At 63.1% G+C, this 16,456-nt stretch carries 16 protein-coding genes; 13 read left to right on the top strand and 3 right to left on the bottom strand.

Annotated elements, in window-relative coordinates:
• Positions 1 to 9 precede the first annotated feature (9 nt).
• Together KP004_RS20575 and KP004_RS20570 are read left to right on the top strand one after the other, a co-directional pair.
• Positions 10 to 957, top strand: a complete 948-nt coding sequence (locus tag KP004_RS20575; RefSeq protein ID WP_216800244.1) for a peptidylprolyl isomerase — start codon at positions 10 to 12, stop codon at positions 955 to 957.
• Between the two features lie 96 nt (positions 958 to 1,053).
• A complete protein-coding gene (locus KP004_RS20570; protein WP_216800242.1) occupies positions 1,054 to 2,016 on the top strand; it encodes a peptidylprolyl isomerase in 963 nt (320 codons plus the stop codon).
• Between the two features lie 80 nt (positions 2,017 to 2,096).
• Here the strand turns inward: KP004_RS20570 and KP004_RS20565 are convergent, their stop codons facing one another.
• Positions 2,097 to 2,990: a DnaJ C-terminal domain-containing protein gene (locus KP004_RS20565; protein ID WP_216800241.1), complete on the bottom strand. Its 894-nt coding sequence runs from the start codon at positions 2,988 to 2,990 to the stop codon at positions 2,097 to 2,099.
• 151 nt (positions 2,991 to 3,141) lie between these two features.
• Between KP004_RS20565 and KP004_RS20560 the strand changes: the two genes are divergently transcribed.
• Entirely contained in the window at positions 3,142 to 4,341 is a 1,200-nt protein-coding gene (locus KP004_RS20560; RefSeq protein ID WP_216800240.1) for a protoporphyrinogen/coproporphyrinogen oxidase, read from the top strand.
• A 121-nt stretch (positions 4,342 to 4,462) separates the two neighbouring features.
• On the top strand, positions 4,463 to 5,191 hold the full coding sequence (locus KP004_RS20555; protein ID WP_216800238.1) for a four helix bundle suffix domain-containing protein: 729 nt from the start codon (positions 4,463 to 4,465) through the stop codon (positions 5,189 to 5,191).
• Here the strand turns inward: KP004_RS20555 and KP004_RS20550 are convergent.
• Complete coding sequence (locus KP004_RS20550) at positions 5,188 to 5,802, bottom strand: hypothetical protein (protein WP_239026880.1); 615 nt, start codon at positions 5,800 to 5,802, stop codon at positions 5,188 to 5,190. The two genes, KP004_RS20555 and KP004_RS20550, sit on opposite strands and share 4 nt — an antisense overlap.
• A 48-nt stretch (positions 5,803 to 5,850) precedes the next feature.
• Here KP004_RS20550 and KP004_RS20545 point away from each other — a divergent pair, with 48 nt between their 5' ends.
• Positions 5,851 to 6,327, top strand: coding sequence for a peroxiredoxin (locus KP004_RS20545; protein ID WP_216800237.1), 477 nt, complete (start codon positions 5,851 to 5,853; stop codon positions 6,325 to 6,327).
• A 72-nt stretch (positions 6,328 to 6,399) separates the two neighbouring features.
• Here the strand turns inward: KP004_RS20545 and KP004_RS20540 are convergent, their stop codons facing one another.
• On the bottom strand, positions 6,400 to 6,771 hold the full coding sequence (locus tag KP004_RS20540) for a hypothetical protein (RefSeq protein WP_216800235.1): 372 nt from the start codon (positions 6,769 to 6,771) through the stop codon (positions 6,400 to 6,402).
• 224 nt (positions 6,772 to 6,995) lie between these two features.
• Between KP004_RS20540 and KP004_RS20535 the strand changes: the two genes are divergently transcribed.
• The 8 genes from KP004_RS20535 (at position 6,996) to KP004_RS20500 (ending at position 16,314) form a co-directional block, all read left to right on the top strand.
• On the top strand, positions 6,996 to 7,535 hold the full coding sequence (locus KP004_RS20535; RefSeq protein ID WP_216800233.1) for an acyloxyacyl hydrolase: 540 nt from the start codon (positions 6,996 to 6,998) through the stop codon (positions 7,533 to 7,535).
• 136 nt (positions 7,536 to 7,671) lie between these two features.
• A complete protein-coding gene (locus tag KP004_RS20530; protein WP_216800232.1) occupies positions 7,672 to 8,127 on the top strand; it encodes a GreA/GreB family elongation factor in 456 nt (151 codons plus the stop codon).
• Between the two features lie 200 nt (positions 8,128 to 8,327).
• The gene (locus KP004_RS20525) at positions 8,328 to 9,722 is read left to right on the top strand and encodes a GspE/PulE/PilB domain-containing protein (protein WP_216802735.1); all 1,395 of its coding nucleotides are present in this window, start codon (positions 8,328 to 8,330) and stop codon (positions 9,720 to 9,722) included.
• A 103-nt stretch (positions 9,723 to 9,825) separates the two neighbouring features.
• A complete protein-coding gene (locus KP004_RS20520) occupies positions 9,826 to 10,230 on the top strand; it encodes an NADH-quinone oxidoreductase subunit A (protein WP_216800231.1) in 405 nt (134 codons plus the stop codon).
• On the top strand, positions 10,227 to 12,611 hold the full coding sequence (locus KP004_RS20515) for an NADH-quinone oxidoreductase subunit B/C/D (protein WP_216800230.1): 2,385 nt from the start codon (positions 10,227 to 10,229) through the stop codon (positions 12,609 to 12,611). Before KP004_RS20520 ends, KP004_RS20515 begins: the two co-directional genes overlap by 4 nt.
• A gap of 21 nt (positions 12,612 to 12,632) precedes the next feature.
• On the top strand, positions 12,633 to 13,106 hold the full coding sequence (gene nuoE, locus KP004_RS20510; RefSeq protein ID WP_216800228.1) for an NADH-quinone oxidoreductase subunit NuoE: 474 nt from the start codon (positions 12,633 to 12,635) through the stop codon (positions 13,104 to 13,106).
• Position 13,107: 1 nt separating this feature from the next.
• On the top strand, positions 13,108 to 14,370 hold the full coding sequence (gene nuoF, locus KP004_RS20505) for an NADH-quinone oxidoreductase subunit NuoF (RefSeq protein ID WP_216800227.1): 1,263 nt from the start codon (positions 13,108 to 13,110) through the stop codon (positions 14,368 to 14,370).
• 6 nt (positions 14,371 to 14,376) lie between these two features.
• Positions 14,377 to 16,314, top strand: a complete 1,938-nt coding sequence (locus tag KP004_RS20500) for a 2Fe-2S iron-sulfur cluster-binding protein (RefSeq protein ID WP_216800225.1) — start codon at positions 14,377 to 14,379, stop codon at positions 16,312 to 16,314.
• Positions 16,315 to 16,456: the final 142 nt, after the last annotated feature.

Below are 16,456 nucleotides of genomic sequence, written 5' to 3'. Positions count from 1 at the left end.
GAGCCGATCGTGCACTTCAGCAAAACCGCCGCAGTACTTTTGATTGCACTCAGCGTCGCCGTCACCGGCTGCAAAAAGCAGGAGGGGGCCACCGAGGCGAAACAGGAAGGCCCCGGCAAGGGGATCGTCCTCGCCGAGGTGAACGGTGCCAACATCACCGACAAGGATTTCTACAAGGAGCAGGCCGCCCTGCCGCCCCAGCTCAAGCCGATGACCGAGACCCCGGAAGGGAAGAAGGAAATGCTGGACACCATGGTGGTGCGTGAGCTGATCCTGCAGCAGGCCGCCAAAGACGGCATCGACAAGAGCCCCGAAGTGGCCGCCAAGCTCGAGGACCTGAAGAAGCGCGTCATCGTCGAGGCCTTCCTCAAGAAGAAGATCGAGGAGACCGCGAAGGTGAGCGACGCCGAGATGCAGGACTACTACAACAAGAACAAGGACAAGTTCAAGTCCGACGCACAGGTCCGGGCCAGCCACATCCTGGTCAAGTCCGAGGCGCAGGCCAAGGAGATCGAGAAACAGCTTAAAGCTGGTGCGAGCTTCGAGGAGCTGGCCAAGAAGAACTCCATCGACGGCGCGGCTCCCAAGGGTGGCGACCTCGGCTGGTTCAGCAAAGGCTCCATGATCCCCGACTTCGAAAAGGTCGTCTTCGGCCTGAAAGATGGAGAGACCTCGGGGATCGTGAAGACCCAGTTCGGCTACCACATCATCAAGAAGACCGGTTCCCGTCCGGCCGGCGTCCGCACCCTCGACGAGGTGAAGGACGAGATCAAGGCGGCCCTGGCCCCGGCCAAGCAGCAGGAGGTCTTCAAGACCCTGAAGGAGGACCTGAAGAAGCAGGCCAAGGTTTCCGTCAAGGAAGACGCCCTCAAGGAGCTCGGTGGTGAAGGTGCCAAGGATGCCAAGGACGGCGCGGCCCATCCGGGCGAGGCCGCCCAGCCGGCGAAGGCCAAGTAGGCGCAATCATTCAGGCAGCAACAGATTAAACAGACGGCCGGGCTAGTCCCGGCCGTTTTTGCACAAACGCCGCCTCAGCGGCCACAGAGAGAACACATGGTTAAGATCATCACCACCTGCAGCTTGCTGGCCCTTCTCGCAGTAACTCCAAGCTTTGGCAACGCAAAACAGATCAGCAGCATCGCCGCCATCGTCAACGATGAGGTGATCACCAGCGTCGACGTCGACAAGGAATTGGTCCAGGTGCAGAAGGAGACCGAGAAGGCTCCGGCATCCGAGAAGACGGGGCTGCGCACCCTGGCCCTGAACCGCCTGGTGGACCGGAAGCTGGTCGAGCAGAAGATCAAGGAGCTCGACATCAAGGTAAGCGACGAGGACGTGCGCCTGGCCATCGAGGACGTGAAGAAACAGAACAACCTGGACCAGGCAGGGCTGGAGAAGGCGCTCGCCGGCCAGGGGCTCACCGTCCCGCAGTACAAGGTGCAGCTCAAGGAACAGCTGGAGCGGATGCGGCTCATGAGCCAGGAGGTGCGTTCCAAGATCCAGGTCGGCGAACGCGAGATGCATGAGTACTACGACGCGCATCGCGCCGAGTACGGCGGCAGCGGCGAGACCTTCCATGCACGGCACATCTTCTTCAAGCTGGACTCCAAGGCGAGCCCCCAGGATGCCGAGAAAACCCGGAAACTTGCCGACGAGGTGCTGGCCAAGGCACGGGCGGGCGAGGATTTCGTCGAGCTGGCCAAGAAGTACTCCCAGGACCCCTCAGCGGCCAAGGACGGGGGGGACCTCGGTACCTTCAAGAGAAGCGACATGCTCGCCGAGATCGGTAATACCGTCGCCGCCATGAAGCCGGGCGAGGTAAGCTCGCTGGTGCCCAGCCCGGCCGGGCTGCACATCATCAAACTGGAGCAAAAGACCCAGGAGAAAGGGCGCACCTTCGAGGAGGTGAAAGACTCCATCGAGGAACAGCTCTACCGGAAAAAATCGGACGAGCGCTTCAATCAGTGGGTCAAGGACCTGCGCAGCGCCGCCAGCATCGATATCAAGCAGCCCTGAGTGCTCCTCCGCCAAAGTTAAAAAAATCCCCCTCGCCGACGCCGGCGAGGGGGATTTTTTTGTTGCAAGGTTGAGCGCTCCTAGAGCCCCTCAGCCGCCAGTTGTTCCACCAGTTCGCGCTGGCGCGTGGTCGTTTTTTCGGGCACGTGCACCGCGATCCTCACGTACATGTCGCCACGCGCCTGCGACCCGAGCACCGGGAACCCCAGCCCCTTCAGGCGCACCTTGGTGCCGGACTGGATGCCGGCCGGGATCTTGATCCTCTTGGTCCCCTCCATGGTCGGCACCTCGATCTGGCCGCCGAGCACCGCCTGCGAGAAGCGCACCTCGTGGTTCAGCACGATGTCCGCCCCCTCGCGCTGGAACAGGGGGTCCGAGCCGACCGTCACCGAGAGATAAAGATCACCCGCGGGACCACCCATGCGCCCCGGCGCGCCGCGCCCCGCCACCCTGAGCCTCGCGCCCGACTCGATCCCCGCCGGGATCTTCACCGACAGCTCCTCACGAGCGCCGTCGCGCATGAAGGCCACCCGCTTCTCCGCGCCGTCGTAGGCATCGCGGAAGGTTACCTGGATCTCCATGGAGAAGTCCTCACCCTTGGCGGCCATGGGGCGGCCGCGGCCGCCGCGCTGACGCCGCACGGCGTCCCCGAAGATGCGGGAGAAGATGTCGTCGGTACCAAAGCCCTGGTCGCGGAACAGGTCGTCGACGTTGAACCCCCTGAAGATATCCTCCTGGGAAAAACGCTCGTGGAAGTTGGTGGAACCGAACTGGTCGAACTGCTCTTTCTTCTTCGGGTCGGACAGGACCGCGTAGGCCTCGTTGATCTCCTTGAAGCGCTCCTCGGCCTGCTTGTCGCCCGGGTTCTTATCCGGGTGATACTTGACCGCGAGTTTGCGGTACGCCCGCTTGATTTCGTCAGCCGAGGCGCCTTTCTTGAGTCCCAGCACCTCGTAGTAATCTCTCTGCGCCATGTTTAATTCCCTTTCACATTTCCTTCATTTCAGCTCCACAGAATGTAATAGCTGACCCTGTTATTGTCAACATGTTGTAAACCTTGACAACCCGCCGCAGGCGCGCTTATATAGGCGGGAATTAACGACCCTTAAAAACAGGAGCTGCCAGATGAAGCAATTCGACGCCATCGTCATAGGTGCAGGGATCAGCGGTCTCAGTTTCGCAAGCCATGCAGCGGCCAAGGGGCTGAACACGCTGGTCCTCGAAAAGAGCGACCGGCCTGGCGGCTGCTTTCATTCGCACCGTTTCGAGGGGAGCGCGGCCGGGTTCTGGCTGGAGCTCGGTGCCCACACCTGCTACAACTCCTACGGCGGTTTGCTGGAACTGATGGAGAGGCACGGCCTGATGGGGAGCATCCTTCCCCGCGAGAAGGTGTCGTTCAAGATGCTGGTCAACAACGAGGTGAAGAGCATCCCCTCGCAGCTTAGCTTCCCCGAGCTGGCCTTTTCGGCATGGAAGCTGTTCACCCTGAAGAAGGATGGGGCGAGCGTCGCCTCCTATTACGGCAGCATCGTCGGCCGCAGCAACTACGACCGGGTGTTCGGTCCCGCGTTCAACGCCGTCATCTCCCAGCGCGCCGACGACTTCCCCGCCGACATGCTTTTCAACAAGCGCCCCAGGAGAAAGGACGTCATCAAGAGCTTTACCCTGCAGGGGGGGCTGAACAGCGTCATCGACAAGCTGGCCGTCGCGGACCGCGTCACCCTGCAGACTGGCGCCGAGGTGGCCCGCATCGGCAGGGACGCGAACGGGTACACGGTGGAGCTGGCTGACGGGACCGTGTACCAGGCGCCTCGTCTTACCCTTGCCACGCCTCCCCCCGCGAGCGCCGTGCTTGCCGCCGGGATCGCGCCGGAACTGTCCAGGGTGCTCACCCAGATCAAGCTGGAGACCATCGAAAGCGTGGGGGTGGCCGTGCAGAAGAGCAAGCTGAAGCTCCCGCTGCTGGCCGGCCTGATCCCGATCGGGGAAGAGTTCTACTCCGCCGTTTCCCGCGACACCGTCCTGCACGACAGCTATCGCGGCTTCAGCTTCCACTACAAAGCCGGCAAGGTGTCCCTGGACGCCAAGCTGAAGCGGATCGCGGGCGTGTTGCAGGTGCAGACAGCGGACCTGGAGCAGGTGGTGCAGCGCGAGAGCCAGCTCCCCTCCCCGGTGGTCGGGCACAAAGCGCTCACCGACCAGATCGACGGTCTGGTAGCCGGCAGCAACCTCTACGTCACCGGCAACTACTTCGCCGGCATGGCCGTCGAGGACTGCATCGTACGCTCGAAGAAAGAGTTCGAAAGGTTGTCCGCGTCGCTGTAACGCCCACCTCCGTCACCAGTGAAAAAGCCCGTCCACGTTGTGGGGCGGGCTTTTTTGTTATCTGCCTCAGAGCTGCTGCAGAGCGCTATGGTAAAATGCCTGCTGGCCGAGGAGGGGTGCCATGGGCGAAACCGAAGCGGGCAAGCTGTTGCAGAGCCACGGGGGGTATCGTCAGTTGAAGAGTTTTCAACTGGCTCAGTTGGTTTATGACGTCACCGTCCGCTTTTGCGACCGCTACATCGACAAGAAAAGCCGGACCCATGACCAGATGGTGCAGGCGGCCCGGAGCGGGGTGCAGAACATCGCCGAAGGGAGCCAAGCTTCAGGGACCTCCAAAAAGACCGAGCTGAAGCTGACGAACGTGGCCAGGGCCAGCTTGGAAGAGCTGCGGCTGGACTACCAGGACTTTCTGCGCCAGCGCAGGCTGCCACGGTGGGACCGCTCCGACCCGCGCCGCGCCGACCTGGTGGCGCGGCGCTGCAAAAGCGCGGATGAGGTGGCGCGGTGGGTGGTGGAAGTATGCAGGGGTGGACTAAGTGGACAAAAACCCAGTGGACATGGACAGAGTGGACCCGGTGGACCCCATGGACAACGAAGTGGACACCAGGCGCCCACACTAGCGACGCCGACCGCGCCGACTGGGTCCACTGAGTCCACTGAGTCCACTGGGTCCACTGGGTCCACCAGCAGCTATGCTGAGGCCGCGGCCAATGCTGCGCTTACCCTCATAGCAGTGGCGTGCTCACTGCTGGAACACCAACTGACGGCCCAGGCTGAGGCTTTCGAAAGAGAGGGCGGCTTCACCGAACGCCTCTACCGCACCCGAACCCAAAACCGCACCCGCCCCTAAAAAACCCACCGCCACCAACAAAACCCTACTGCCCCCCCGTACAGCAACACCCCGGCGGGACTCGAAACGGCAACCTTCAGGTCCTGCCCGGACGGTATCGAGCTGTAGCTGAACACATATATGGCGACATACATCAACATGGTGTGCCAAAGATCGGCCGGAAACCACCCACTCCACCCCAGGTACAGGTAGTATGCGACGACGTTCAACGACAGCGGCGCCAACGCGGAGGGAAACGCGGAAACCGGTCCCGGATTGCTGATGGTAACCGACCCCAACACCCAACGCCCTGGCCCGTCACGACGGGGTATGATGCTGAACCCTGTGGGCCGCCCGCCGGTAACGACGGCAACCACCAGGTGGGACAACTCGTGCAATAACGTCCCCGGCAAAGCCCAGCAGATCTGCCAAAAGGCACCGGCCCTCCCCACCCGCGCCTGCAATACCGCCAGCCCGATCACCAGCAGCACCCCGACAAAGTGGTGCCACCGCCCGGGATCCGCTGCCACCTCCAACATTCCGCCCATATCCATCCTCCAGAAAGCTGCGGCAGCATAACCCGAATCGGAGCCGGTTACAACATCGTCATTTCCCTTGCCAACTACCGCCATTCTGCTATGGTTTATCCGCTAATGAGAAGCACATCCAAGGAGGCCATCATGTTTCTGGAAGGACAAAAAGCACCCGATTTCAAACTTCAGGGGAGCGACGGCAAGGAACACACGCTCGCGGATTACCGCGGCAGACTCCTGGTTCTTTTCTTCTATCCCAGGGACAACACCCCCGGCTGCACGGCTGAGGCGGTGGGCTTCGCCAAGCTGCACCCGCTCTTCGAGCAGCTCGGAGCGGTGCTGGTCGGGGTTTCCAAGGATTCCCTGAAGTCCCACGACAAGTTCATCGCCGATTTCAAGCTCCCGTTCACCCTCCTCTCCGACCCGGACGCCTCCGTGATGAAAACGTACGGCGCCTTCGGCGAAAAGGTCCAGTACGGCAAGACCACCATAGGCACCATCCGCTCTACCGTGGTCATCTCACCGGATGGAATCGTGATCAAGCACTGGCCCAAGGTGGCCAAAGCTTCCGAACACCCGGACAAGGTCCTCGATTTCTTCAAGATGCTGGCTAAGGGGCGTTAGACAAAAGAAAAGGGGCGATTTTATCGCCCCTCTCTTCTTTCGTGAACTGCCGGCGGCTGAAGATCAACCCGGTCAATCGACGTAATTGTAGTTCGTTTCACTGTCCAGAATCTTCACCATTGACTCGGGGGAGTACGGATATTCTGTCTCCAATTCCTCGACCTTCCTGTTGGGCGGCGGCGTCCAGTGCAGCACCCAGTCACCATCACGGTTTACTTTCGACACCCTGCCCTGGCAGCGGGCTTCCAGAGTACGCCACATCTCGTCTTCATTGATCAACTCGAAACCGTCGATCTTCTCACTCTCTTTCAGGTTCTGCATGAACCTGTCAAGCAGGTCGAAGTCGATGAAGTCCTCCTCATTGCGCCACCACTTGATGAATACCCCGTCAGGATGAGCGCTCTTCGCCTCTCTGATCTCCTTTACCAGCTGGTACCCTTTCATGGCCACCTCCTTCGGGCTTGTTCCTGCCTGCCACTGTCTGCCTCATAGGGTCAACTAAATAGTACATCCAGCGATGTTTTTAAGCAAGCGACAGTATCAGCTACCAGAGTCGCCCGTGGCGGATACGTCGGCATCTCCTGCGGGTCTGCACATCGCTGCTTGTATTTCATAAAATACCGGCTTTAATGTTATATCGCTAATCATACCCCCAACTGGAGACCGCCATGAGAAGGAACCTCTGCCTGCTGCTGGTTGCATTCGCTCTGTCTTTAGTGGCAGAAGGCTCCGCGTCCGCCGCAAGCTGGGGGCCTTTCGGGGTACGAGGGGGATTCGCCGTGGACGGCAAGGACAACGGCGCCGAAATATTCGAAGGGTTTGCCACCTACCAGCTCCCCTGGAGCTTGCGCAGCAAGGGTGGTTGGGGCGTGTCCACCCAGGTTGCGCTCACCGCCGGCACCCTTTCCAGCGGCGACGACCGCGGTTTCGTCGGCTCGCTTGGTCCGGTTTTCCCGATCGGCAATCCCGATTCCGTCGAGCTCGACCTCGGCATAAGCATCGCCGTTCTCAGCCGAGACAGGTTCGGCGGGAGGGATTACAACGGCATCGAGCAGTTCATCTCCCATGCCGGTCTCATCTATCACTTCACCCCGTCCTTCGCCCTTTCCTACCGGTTCCAGCACATGTCCAACGCCGGCCTGAACGGCGAGGTCAACCCCGGACTCAACATGCACCTCTTCGGGATCAGCTGGTACCCGGAGAAGTAATCATCTTCCTTTTGACAGATGCCCTGCCGCGTTATAGTATCTGTCCCCTGCAACAGCCGGAGTCCGTCCCGATACGCCCACCGGCACGTAATAAATCTTAGGAAGGTTCCCCATCGTAACCACCAGAAAAAGCCGGTTGCTCCGGCTTATCATCGAAAGGCTGGCACGTGACCTGTCGGTTTTGTCCACTGCCGCCAAAACCGCCCATGAAGCGGCCATCCACGAAGAAAACATCCCCGACAACAAGTACGACACCCTCAGCCTGGAAGCATCGTACGTGGCGCAAGGGCAGGCGAATCGAGCGCAGGAACTGAAACATGCCCTGCAAGCCTACCAACGCCTGCCCCTGCAGCCCTTCCGTGAGCAGGACAGCATCAGGCTGACAGCTCTGGTGACGCTCGAGGACGAGGAGGGAAAAACGAAGACCTTCTTCATCGGGCCACAGGAAGGGGGACTGAAACTGCAGCTGGACGGCGAGGAGATCCTCGTGATAACGGCCGGCTCTCCGCTGGGCAAGGAGCTGATCGGAAAATCGCTGGGAGACCAGGTGGAACTGGGGAGCAATTGCTACGACATCGTCGACCTTTGCTGAGGGCGTGCAAGTCACCGTTTGCTATTGACATTGCCTTGCGGCGGCTCTACATTAGCGCCTGGTTAACAAGATCCTTTATCTGCCGGTTCGGCAGGTCGTCCGCCTCGGCTGCCATCGCGGCCGGCGTCTCGACGTTATGATGCTGGTTCAATAAGTTGCACGTGTAATTTGATGTCTTGGCGGAGGGTAGCTTGGAAAAGATGCGATTAGGAGAAATGCTGGTTCAGGCAGGTAAGATCACGGCCGCCCAGCTTGATGAAACCTTGAAAGGGCAGGCCATATTCGGAGGTCGTTTCGGTACCAACCTGGTGGAAATGGGGTATCTGGACGAAAACGACCTGGCGGAGTTTCTGAGCCAGAAGACCGGCATCGCCCATGCCGCTCCGGGCCAACTGCTCGACATCCCCGCCAACGTCATAAAGCTCATTCCGTTCGATTACGTCAAGAAGTACAAAGCCGTTCCCATAGCCCTCAACAACCGTAAAGTCACCCTCGCCATGGTCGATCCCACCGACCTGCACGCCATCGACGAAATCGCTTTCGCCACCGGCTACATCATCGTCCCCGTGATCGCGCCGGAGCTGCGCATCGTGACCGCCCTGGAGAAGTACTACGGCATCAAGCGCGACGTGCGTTACATCAGCGTCGAAGGCGGCAGCAGAAGCAGGACCAGGCAGCACGCAGCGCATTCCTCCACTCCCTCACCGGCCACGCCGGCGGCACGGGTGGTGACTGCGCCCCCTCCGCCCACCTCTCCCAAACCGACCCTCGAGGAGTGGCCTGCGCACGTGGAGGAGGAGGTCCTCGACCTTCCCATGCTGGAGGAATTGAGCCTGGACGTGCTGGAGCAGGTCGAAGCGGCACCGCTGGCGTCGGCGGCGCCCCCCGCAGCAGCACCGGCAGCAGCGGCAGCACCGGCAGCAGCGCAACCGGCTCCGGCTCCGGCGCCCGCGGCTGCTACCCCGACTCCGGCACCCGAGGCAGCGGCAGCGCAGGCAGCTCAGCCCCCTGCAAGCCAACCGCCCGCCCCGCAGCCCGCGCCCGCAGCACCACCCGCCGCGCCAGTGGCGGAACTGTACCAGGAAGAATTCGAGGAACCGGAGCAGGATTTCTCGCTGGAGAGCGTTCTGGTCGGACTGGCCGAGGCGGACGACCGCGACTGGATTGCGGAGCTGATCACCGGCCACCTGGGGCCCCAATTCAAACGGGTCGCCTTCTTCCTTTTGCGCGGCGGACACGCCACCGGATGGATGGCGCGGGTGGACAACAAGCCCGTTCCGGAATTCGAGGGGCTGGAGCTTTCCCTGGACGATCCGTCGGTGCTTAACGTGGTCAATCAGAGCAAGAGCTTCTTCCTTGGCCCGATGCCGCCCACCCCCGCCAACCAGGCCATCATGGAAGCCTTAAGCGGCGGTACCCCCTTCAACAATCTGCTGGTGCCGCTGCTGATGATGGGGCGGGTGGTCGCCGTATTGTACGTCGGCGGGGGGAGCACCCCGCTTGACGAGAAGCTCCCCGAGATACAGAAACTGATCGCCAAAGCGGCCATGGCTTTCGAAATCCTCATCCTCAAGAGCAAGATAATGATGACATGATCTAATGATACGATCCCACTACGCGGACTAATTGACTTTCGGCGGCGCTACGCTAGATTATACGGGTACCAAAATCCCCTGTGATTCTCATTGAAAGGCCGGTATGCCAGTCACCGCACAGCAGGTCGAGTTCATCCCTCTCGCCATTTATACCGCCCTCGCGGTCGGGCTCATTGGCGTCCTGCTGGCGGCGGCCTACTTCCTTGGGTCCGGCACAGATTCCGCCGACAAGCACATCCCTTACGAATCCGGGGTGGTCCCGACCGGGGCCGCCCGTCACGCATCCCGCGTTCCCTTTTACCTCATCGCCATTTTCTTCATCGTTTTCGACGTCGAAGGCTCTTTCATCCTGACCTGGGCCACGGCCTGGGACCTGCTCGGCATCCAGGGGCTGGTGCACATCACCGTCTTCATCGTCATCCTCATGCTGGGGCTGGTCTGGCTCTGGATGAAGGGGGGGCTGGATTGGGGGCCGTCCGCCATCCGCATGCGAGGTAAACAATCTTGAGCGAGAGGGACGACGAAAAAATACCGGAAAACGTCCTCCTCACCTCCTTGGACGACCTGATCAACTGGGGGAGGGCGAACTCACTCTGGCCGATGTTCTTCGGGCTTTCCTGCTGCTTCGTGGAAATGATGGCTTCCTTCACCTCGCGCTACGACGTTTCGCGCTTCGGCGCCGAGGTGCTGCGCGGCACCCCGCGCGAGGCCGACCTCATGGTGATCGCGGGGACGGTCTTCAAGAAGATGGCGCCCAGCATCCTCAGGCTCTACGACCAGATGGCCGAGCCGAAGTGGGTGATCTCCATGGGGAGCTGCGCCAACTCCGGCGGCATGTACGATGTCTACTCCGTCGTGCAGGGGGTCAACCAGATCCTGCCGGTCGACCTGTACATCCCCGGCTGTCCGCCGCGTCCGGAATCCTTCCTCGAAGGGCTCATGCTGCTGCAACAGAAGATCAGGAGCGAGGAGCGCCCCACCCGCCCGGTGCTGCGCATGCAGGGAGGAACCCAGGGGACCGTCGCGCCCATCCTCGTTGACGGCGTCACCAAATCCCGCGACACCCGCGGCCCCGGCATGGAGGGGATAGAGATCCGCGGCACCGCGATGCAGCACCCGTACTTCGCCGCGCCGCGCTCGGACGAGCTCTGGCGCCCGAAGCAGCCCCGCCTCGCCTACCCCGAGTTTGGACTGGAGGAGGAACTGCAGGCGGCCTTCAACGGTGAGGTGCGCCGCGACGAGGCCGCCGCCGACATGCTCACCTACCGCGCGCCGGCCCGCCTGGTGCCCGAGCTGCTCCGGCACCTCAAAGAGCGCAAGGCCTCCCCCTTCCGCCGCCTGGAGGACATCGCCTGCGTCGACGAGTCCTGCCGCCGCGACCGCGGCAGCTTCCGCGACTTCACCGTCAACTACCACCTCACCTGCTTCGACACCCCCGGCAGGATCAGGATCAAGACCGAGCTGGACGGGGCCTACCCCGAGGCCCCCAGCGTCACCTCCGTCTTTCCCGTCGCCAACTGGTACGAGCGGGAGGCCTACGACATGTTCGGCATCCGCTTCGCCGGTCACCCCAACCTGACCAGGATACTGATGCCCCCCGACTGGGAAGGGCACCCGCTCCGGAAGGAGCACCCCTCCCGGGCCACGGAGATGCGCCCCTACACCGCCGAGGAGGCGCGTGGGCGCAAGTCGCTGCCCGGCAGCGACTTCTTCGACCGCGTCGACGACGAAACCCTGATCCTGAACCTCGGTCCCCAGCACCCCGGCACCCACGGCGTCGTGCGCTTCGTCCTGAAGCTCTCCGGCGAGGAGATCGTGGACATGGACACCGAGATCGGCTACCACCACCGTGGCGCCGAGAAGATCGGCGAGCGCCAGAACTGGCACCAGTACATGCCCTACACCGACCGGGTCGACTACCTGGCCGGCGTGCAGAACAACCTTGCCTACGTCAACTCGGTGGAAACCCTCTGCGGCATCGACGTCCCGGAGCGCGCCCAGTACATCCGGGTCATGCTGAGCGAGCTGTTCCGCATCGCCAACCACCTGGTCTGGCTCGGAACCTTCGCCGCCGACATCGGCGCCATGACCCCGGTCTTCTACACCTTCACCGACCGCGAAAAGATCTTCGACATCGTGGAGCTGATCACCGGCGGACGGATGCATCCCGCCTGGTTCAGGATCGGCGGCGTCGCGGACGACCTCCCGCAAGGGTGGCTGGACAAGGTCCGGGCCTTCCTGGAATGGTTCCCGCCGCGCCTTGCCGAGTACGAGAAGCTGCTGACCGGCAACCCGATCTTCACGGCCCGACTGAAAGGGGTCTCCGCCATCAGCAGGGACGAGGCGCTGGAGTGGGGGCTCACCGGGCCGATGCTGCGCGCCTGCGGCTTCGATTGGGACCTGCGCAAGAGGATGCCCTACTGCGGCTACGACCGCTTCGACTTCCAGGTGGCCACAGCCGAAGGGGGAGATTGCTACGCGCGCTACCTGGTGCGCATGGAGGAGATGCGCCAGTCACTCTCCATCGTCAGGCAGGCCGCCGAGGGGATGCCGGGCGGACGCTGGGTTTCCTCCGATTACCGTTACGTGCTGCCCCAGAAGCGCGACGCACTGGAGGACATCGAGTCCCTGATCCACCACTTCGTCAACGCGACGCGCGGCATGTCCCCTCCCAAGGGGGAGTGCTACGCGCCGATCGAGGCACCCAAGGGGGAATACGGCTACTTCGCCGTTTCCGACGGACTGCACACCGCCTACCGCATGCGGATCAGGACCCCGACCTTCCCGCACATCCAGTCGCTGCCGGTGCTGAGCCGGGGCTGGCTGGTGTCGGACTTTCTGGCCATCATCGGATCCATCGATTTCGTGCTGGCGGACCTGGACCGGTAACTGTAAGGAGCTGAGCTGGGGATGATACCCGAGACGCTGAAAACATCGCTGGAGGCGCGCATCGCCTCCGCCATCACCGCGCGCGAGGCCGCCGTGGATGTGATGAAGGAGCTGCAGGCCCACTACGGCTGGCTGACCGACGAGGCGGTAGCGGAGGCCGCGGCGCTCCTGGGGCTTTCGCCCTTGCAGGTGGAGGAGCTGGCCACCTTCTATGAGATGATCTACCGCCGTCCGGTGGGGAAAAAGGTGATCCACGTCTGCGACTCCATCTCCTGCTGGTGCGCCGACTGCGACAAGATCATCCAGCACCTGAAGGACAAGCTCGGCGTCGGGCTGGGGGGCACCACCGCGGACGGCATGTTCACCCTGCTCCCCTGCTGCTGCATGGGGATGTGTGGCGACAGCCCGGCCATGTCGGTGGGCGGCGTCCCCTACGGCCGCCTCACCCCGGAACTGGTGGACGAAATCCTGGAAGCGGAGCGGCACAAGGTCTGATATGGAACTTCCTCTTTTCCGACATAACCGACCCAACCGCGTGGTGACCTTCGACGAGTACCGCGAGGAGGGGGGCTTCGAAGGGCTGAAGAAGGCCTTCTCCGGGATGAGCCCGAACGACGTGCAGCAGGCGGTGCTCGACTCGGGCCTGCGCGGCCGCGGCGGAGCCGGCTTCGCCACCGGCAGGAAGTGGTCCTTCGTTCCCCGCGACCTCCCCGGCCCGCGCTGGCTCATCTGCAACTGCGACGAGATGGAGCCGGGAACCTACAAGGACCGGGTGCTCCTGGAGCACAACCCGTACAGCCTCATCGAGGGGATGACGCTCGCCTGCTACGCGCTGGGCGTCCGGCACGCCTTCATCTTCATCAGGAAGGGATACGAGAAGGCGGCAGCCAACCTGGCGCGGGGCATCGAGGAGGCCAAGAAGGCGGGGCTGCTCGGCGAGCACATCCTGGGGAGCGAGCACTCCATCGACCTGGACCTGCACCTTTCCGCCGGCCGCTACATCTGCGGGGAGGAAACCGCGCTGATCAACGCGCTGGAAGGAAAGCGTCCCAACCCGCGCACCAAGCCCCCCTTTCCCGCGGTGAAGGGGCTCTGGCAGGGGCCGACCGTGGTCAACAACGTCGAGACCCTGGCCAACGTGCCGGCCATCGTCGCCAACGGCGCGGCCTGGTTCAAGGGGCTCGCGCTCAACCCTGAAGGGGCCGGCAGCAAGCTCTTCTGCGTGAGCGGATCGGTCAAGAACCGCGCCTGCGTGGAGCTTCCCATCGGTACCACGCTCGGGGACATCATCGACGGGGCCTGCGGCGGCATGCGCGACGGCAAGAAGTTCAAGGCCTGCATCCCGGGGGGCGCGTCCACCCAGTTCCTGAAACCGGAGCACTGGAACCTCCCCATGGACTACGATACCGTGGCCAAGGCCGGCTCCCGGCTCGGCTCCGGCGGGGTGATCGTCTTCGACGAGGGACACTGCCTGGTCGAGGCGACCCTCAACCTGATCAACTTCTTCGCCCGGGAGTCGTGTGGCTGGTGCACCCCGTGCCGCGAGGGCCTTCCCTACGTGAAGGAGATCCTGACCCGGATCGAGAACGGGCGCGGCGAGGACGACGACATCGCCATCCTGCGCGAGCACGTGAAATATCTGAACTACACCTTCTGCGCCCTCGCCCCCGGCGCCATGGCCCCGTTGGACGGCCTGCTGCGGGATTTCGAGGACGAGGTGCGCGAGCATATCGTCAAGAAGAAGTGCCCGTTGAAATAGGACATCATGCCGAAACTTATCATCGATGACATACCGGTGGAGGTCGCGCCGGGGACCAGCGTGCTGGAGGCGGCCCGCAGCGTCGGGATCACCATCCCGCACTTTTGCTACCACCCGGCTCTCGCCATCGCCGCGGCCTGCCGGCTCTGCGCCGTGAAGCTCCTGGACGGCCCGGTGAAGGGGATCCAGATGTCCTGCGCCCTGCCGGCCCAGGACGGCATGGTGGTCTCCACCACCGACCCCGAAGCGCTCAAGATGCGCTCCCTGGTCATCGAGTGGCTCATGCTGAACCACCCGCACGACTGCCCGATCTGCGACGAGGGGGGCGAGTGCCTGCTGCAGGACTTCACCATCGCCGGTGGCCACAGCCGCCGCCGGTACCAGGGGAAGAAGCGCACCTTCCAGAACCAGTACCTGGGTGAGGGAATCCACCACGAGATGAACCGCTGCATCGAGTGCTACCGCTGCGTCCGCTTCTACCAGGATTACGCCGGGGGCACCGACTTCGGTGTCATGGGGAGCGCGGGCCGGGTCTACTTCGGCAGGTTCCAGGAGGGCCCCCTGGAGTCCCCGTTCTCGGGGAACCTGGTGGACATCTGCCCGACCGGCGTCTTCACCGACAAGACCGGGCGGTTCCGGGCCCGCTACTGGGATTACCAGTTCGCCCCTTCCATCTGCCAGCACTGCTCGGTGGGGTGCAACACCTCCCCGCAGAACTTCCAGCGCGAGACAATCAAGATCGTCGGGCGCCGCAACGACCAGGTGAACGGCTGGTTCATCTGCGACCGAGCCCGCTTCGACAAGGCGTACCTCAACGATCCGCAACGGCCACGGGACCCCCGCCTGGACGGCGCCACCTGCGGCTACGACGTCGCCGTCGACGCGGCGGCCAAGTCCATCACCGAGTTCGTGCGCCGAAACGGCGCCGGTGCCCTTGCCTTCGTGGGGTCGCCGAGGCTCTCATTGGAAGGGATGATCCTTTTGGCCCAGCTTGCCCGCGCCGCTGGAGGGGCGAGGCTCAGCTACTACGGCGATCCCGACCAGCAGCAGGGGAGCGTGGCGGCAGCGAAGCTCCTCCACGAGGAGAACACTGCTTATGTCAGGGAAATCGAGCAGGCGCAGTGGGTCGCCCTGCACGCCCTCGACCTGATGGAGGAGGGCCCCATGCTGGCCCTGGCGGTGCGCAAGGCCTTCCTGGCAGGCGCCCAGATTTTCCTGGTCGACGGCGATCCGATCCCAGCCCGCAACATCCCCCCCTTCAAGTACACGGCCGTGGAGTCCCTGGACCAGGTCCCCTTCGAGGGGGGCGGCAAAGGGGTAATCATCTGCGGCTGCGGCAAGAAGGATCCCGAACTTTTGGCGCAAATCGCCTCCAGCGGCGCGAAACTGGTCATGCTGCAGCCTGGGGCGAACGGCTTTGCCGCCGCTTTGCTCACGATCGAGCACGCTGCATCTCCCTTGACCGAACTGGTGGCATCCGGGCAGGTGAAAGGGGTGGTCTGCTTCGAGGCCGACGTGCCGGATGGACTGCTCTCGCAAGTGGAGGTCCTGGCGAGCGCGGACTGGCGCCGGGGGCCCGTCCACGACAAGAGCCCCATCTTCCTCCCCACCACCACCTGGGTCGAGTCCGACGGCACCGCCATCAACTGCGAGGGACGCGCGCAGCGCTTTGAACGCAGCAGGGTGGCCGGCCTTCCGCTGAGGGGCCTCGACCCGAAGTATTACGGCAGCGCCACCGAGGCCGTCACCTTGCATCCGCCGCGGCTGCACCGGAAGGAGGTTCCCGGCGGGGCGGAGCGCGATGCCTGGCAGGTGATGGCGCAGCTGATCGAGAGGCTGGGGGGAGAGCCGGTGGAGCCGCTCTCCGGCAAATGGCGCGCGTTGAAAAGCCTCGACCCGGAGGGCGAAGGGGTCCGTATTTTCGAGATGGGTCTGGGCGAATGATTATTCGCCCCTACAGGATGGCATTGCTCCTCCCCCCGGAGGGGGGAGGTTGGGAGGGGGGGCATTCATACAGCAGCAATCCCCCTCCCTGTCCCTCCCCCTCCGGGGACGGGGACGTGACGCTGAGGATACAGTAACTTTG

Origin of the sequence: Geomonas oryzisoli, from assembly GCF_018986915.1 — a bacterium.
Taxonomy (GTDB): Bacteria; Desulfobacterota; Desulfuromonadia; order Geobacterales; family Geobacteraceae; genus Geomonas; species Geomonas oryzisoli.
The sequence above is the reverse complement of the archived record's forward strand: the minus strand, read 5'-3'. Positions and strand labels throughout refer to the sequence as shown.

Coding starts and splice junctions, on each gene's coding strand:
- KP004_RS20535 (WP_216800233.1), top strand. CDS start 6,996: ATGAGAAGGAACCTCTGCCTGCTGCTGGTTGCATTCGCTCTGTCTTTA.
- KP004_RS20565 (WP_216800241.1), bottom strand. CDS start 2,990: ATGGCGCAGAGAGATTACTACGAGGTGCTGGGACTCAAGAAAGGCGCC.
- nuoF (WP_216800227.1), top strand. CDS start 13,108: ATGGAACTTCCTCTTTTCCGACATAACCGACCCAACCGCGTGGTGACC.
- KP004_RS20500 (WP_216800225.1), top strand. CDS start 14,377: ATGCCGAAACTTATCATCGATGACATACCGGTGGAGGTCGCGCCGGGG.
- KP004_RS20555 (WP_216800238.1), top strand. CDS start 4,463: ATGGGCGAAACCGAAGCGGGCAAGCTGTTGCAGAGCCACGGGGGGTAT.
- KP004_RS20540 (WP_216800235.1), bottom strand. CDS start 6,771: ATGAAAGGGTACCAGCTGGTAAAGGAGATCAGAGAGGCGAAGAGCGCT.
- KP004_RS20560 (WP_216800240.1), top strand. CDS start 3,142: ATGAAGCAATTCGACGCCATCGTCATAGGTGCAGGGATCAGCGGTCTC.
- nuoE (WP_216800228.1), top strand. CDS start 12,633: ATGATACCCGAGACGCTGAAAACATCGCTGGAGGCGCGCATCGCCTCC.
- KP004_RS20520 (WP_216800231.1), top strand. CDS start 9,826: ATGCCAGTCACCGCACAGCAGGTCGAGTTCATCCCTCTCGCCATTTAT.
- KP004_RS20550 (WP_239026880.1), bottom strand. CDS start 5,802: ATGGCGGTAGTTGGCAAGGGAAATGACGATGTTGTAACCGGCTCCGAT.
- KP004_RS20525 (WP_216802735.1), top strand. CDS start 8,328: ATGCGATTAGGAGAAATGCTGGTTCAGGCAGGTAAGATCACGGCCGCC.
- KP004_RS20545 (WP_216800237.1), top strand. CDS start 5,851: ATGTTTCTGGAAGGACAAAAAGCACCCGATTTCAAACTTCAGGGGAGC.
- KP004_RS20570 (WP_216800242.1), top strand. CDS start 1,054: ATGGTTAAGATCATCACCACCTGCAGCTTGCTGGCCCTTCTCGCAGTA.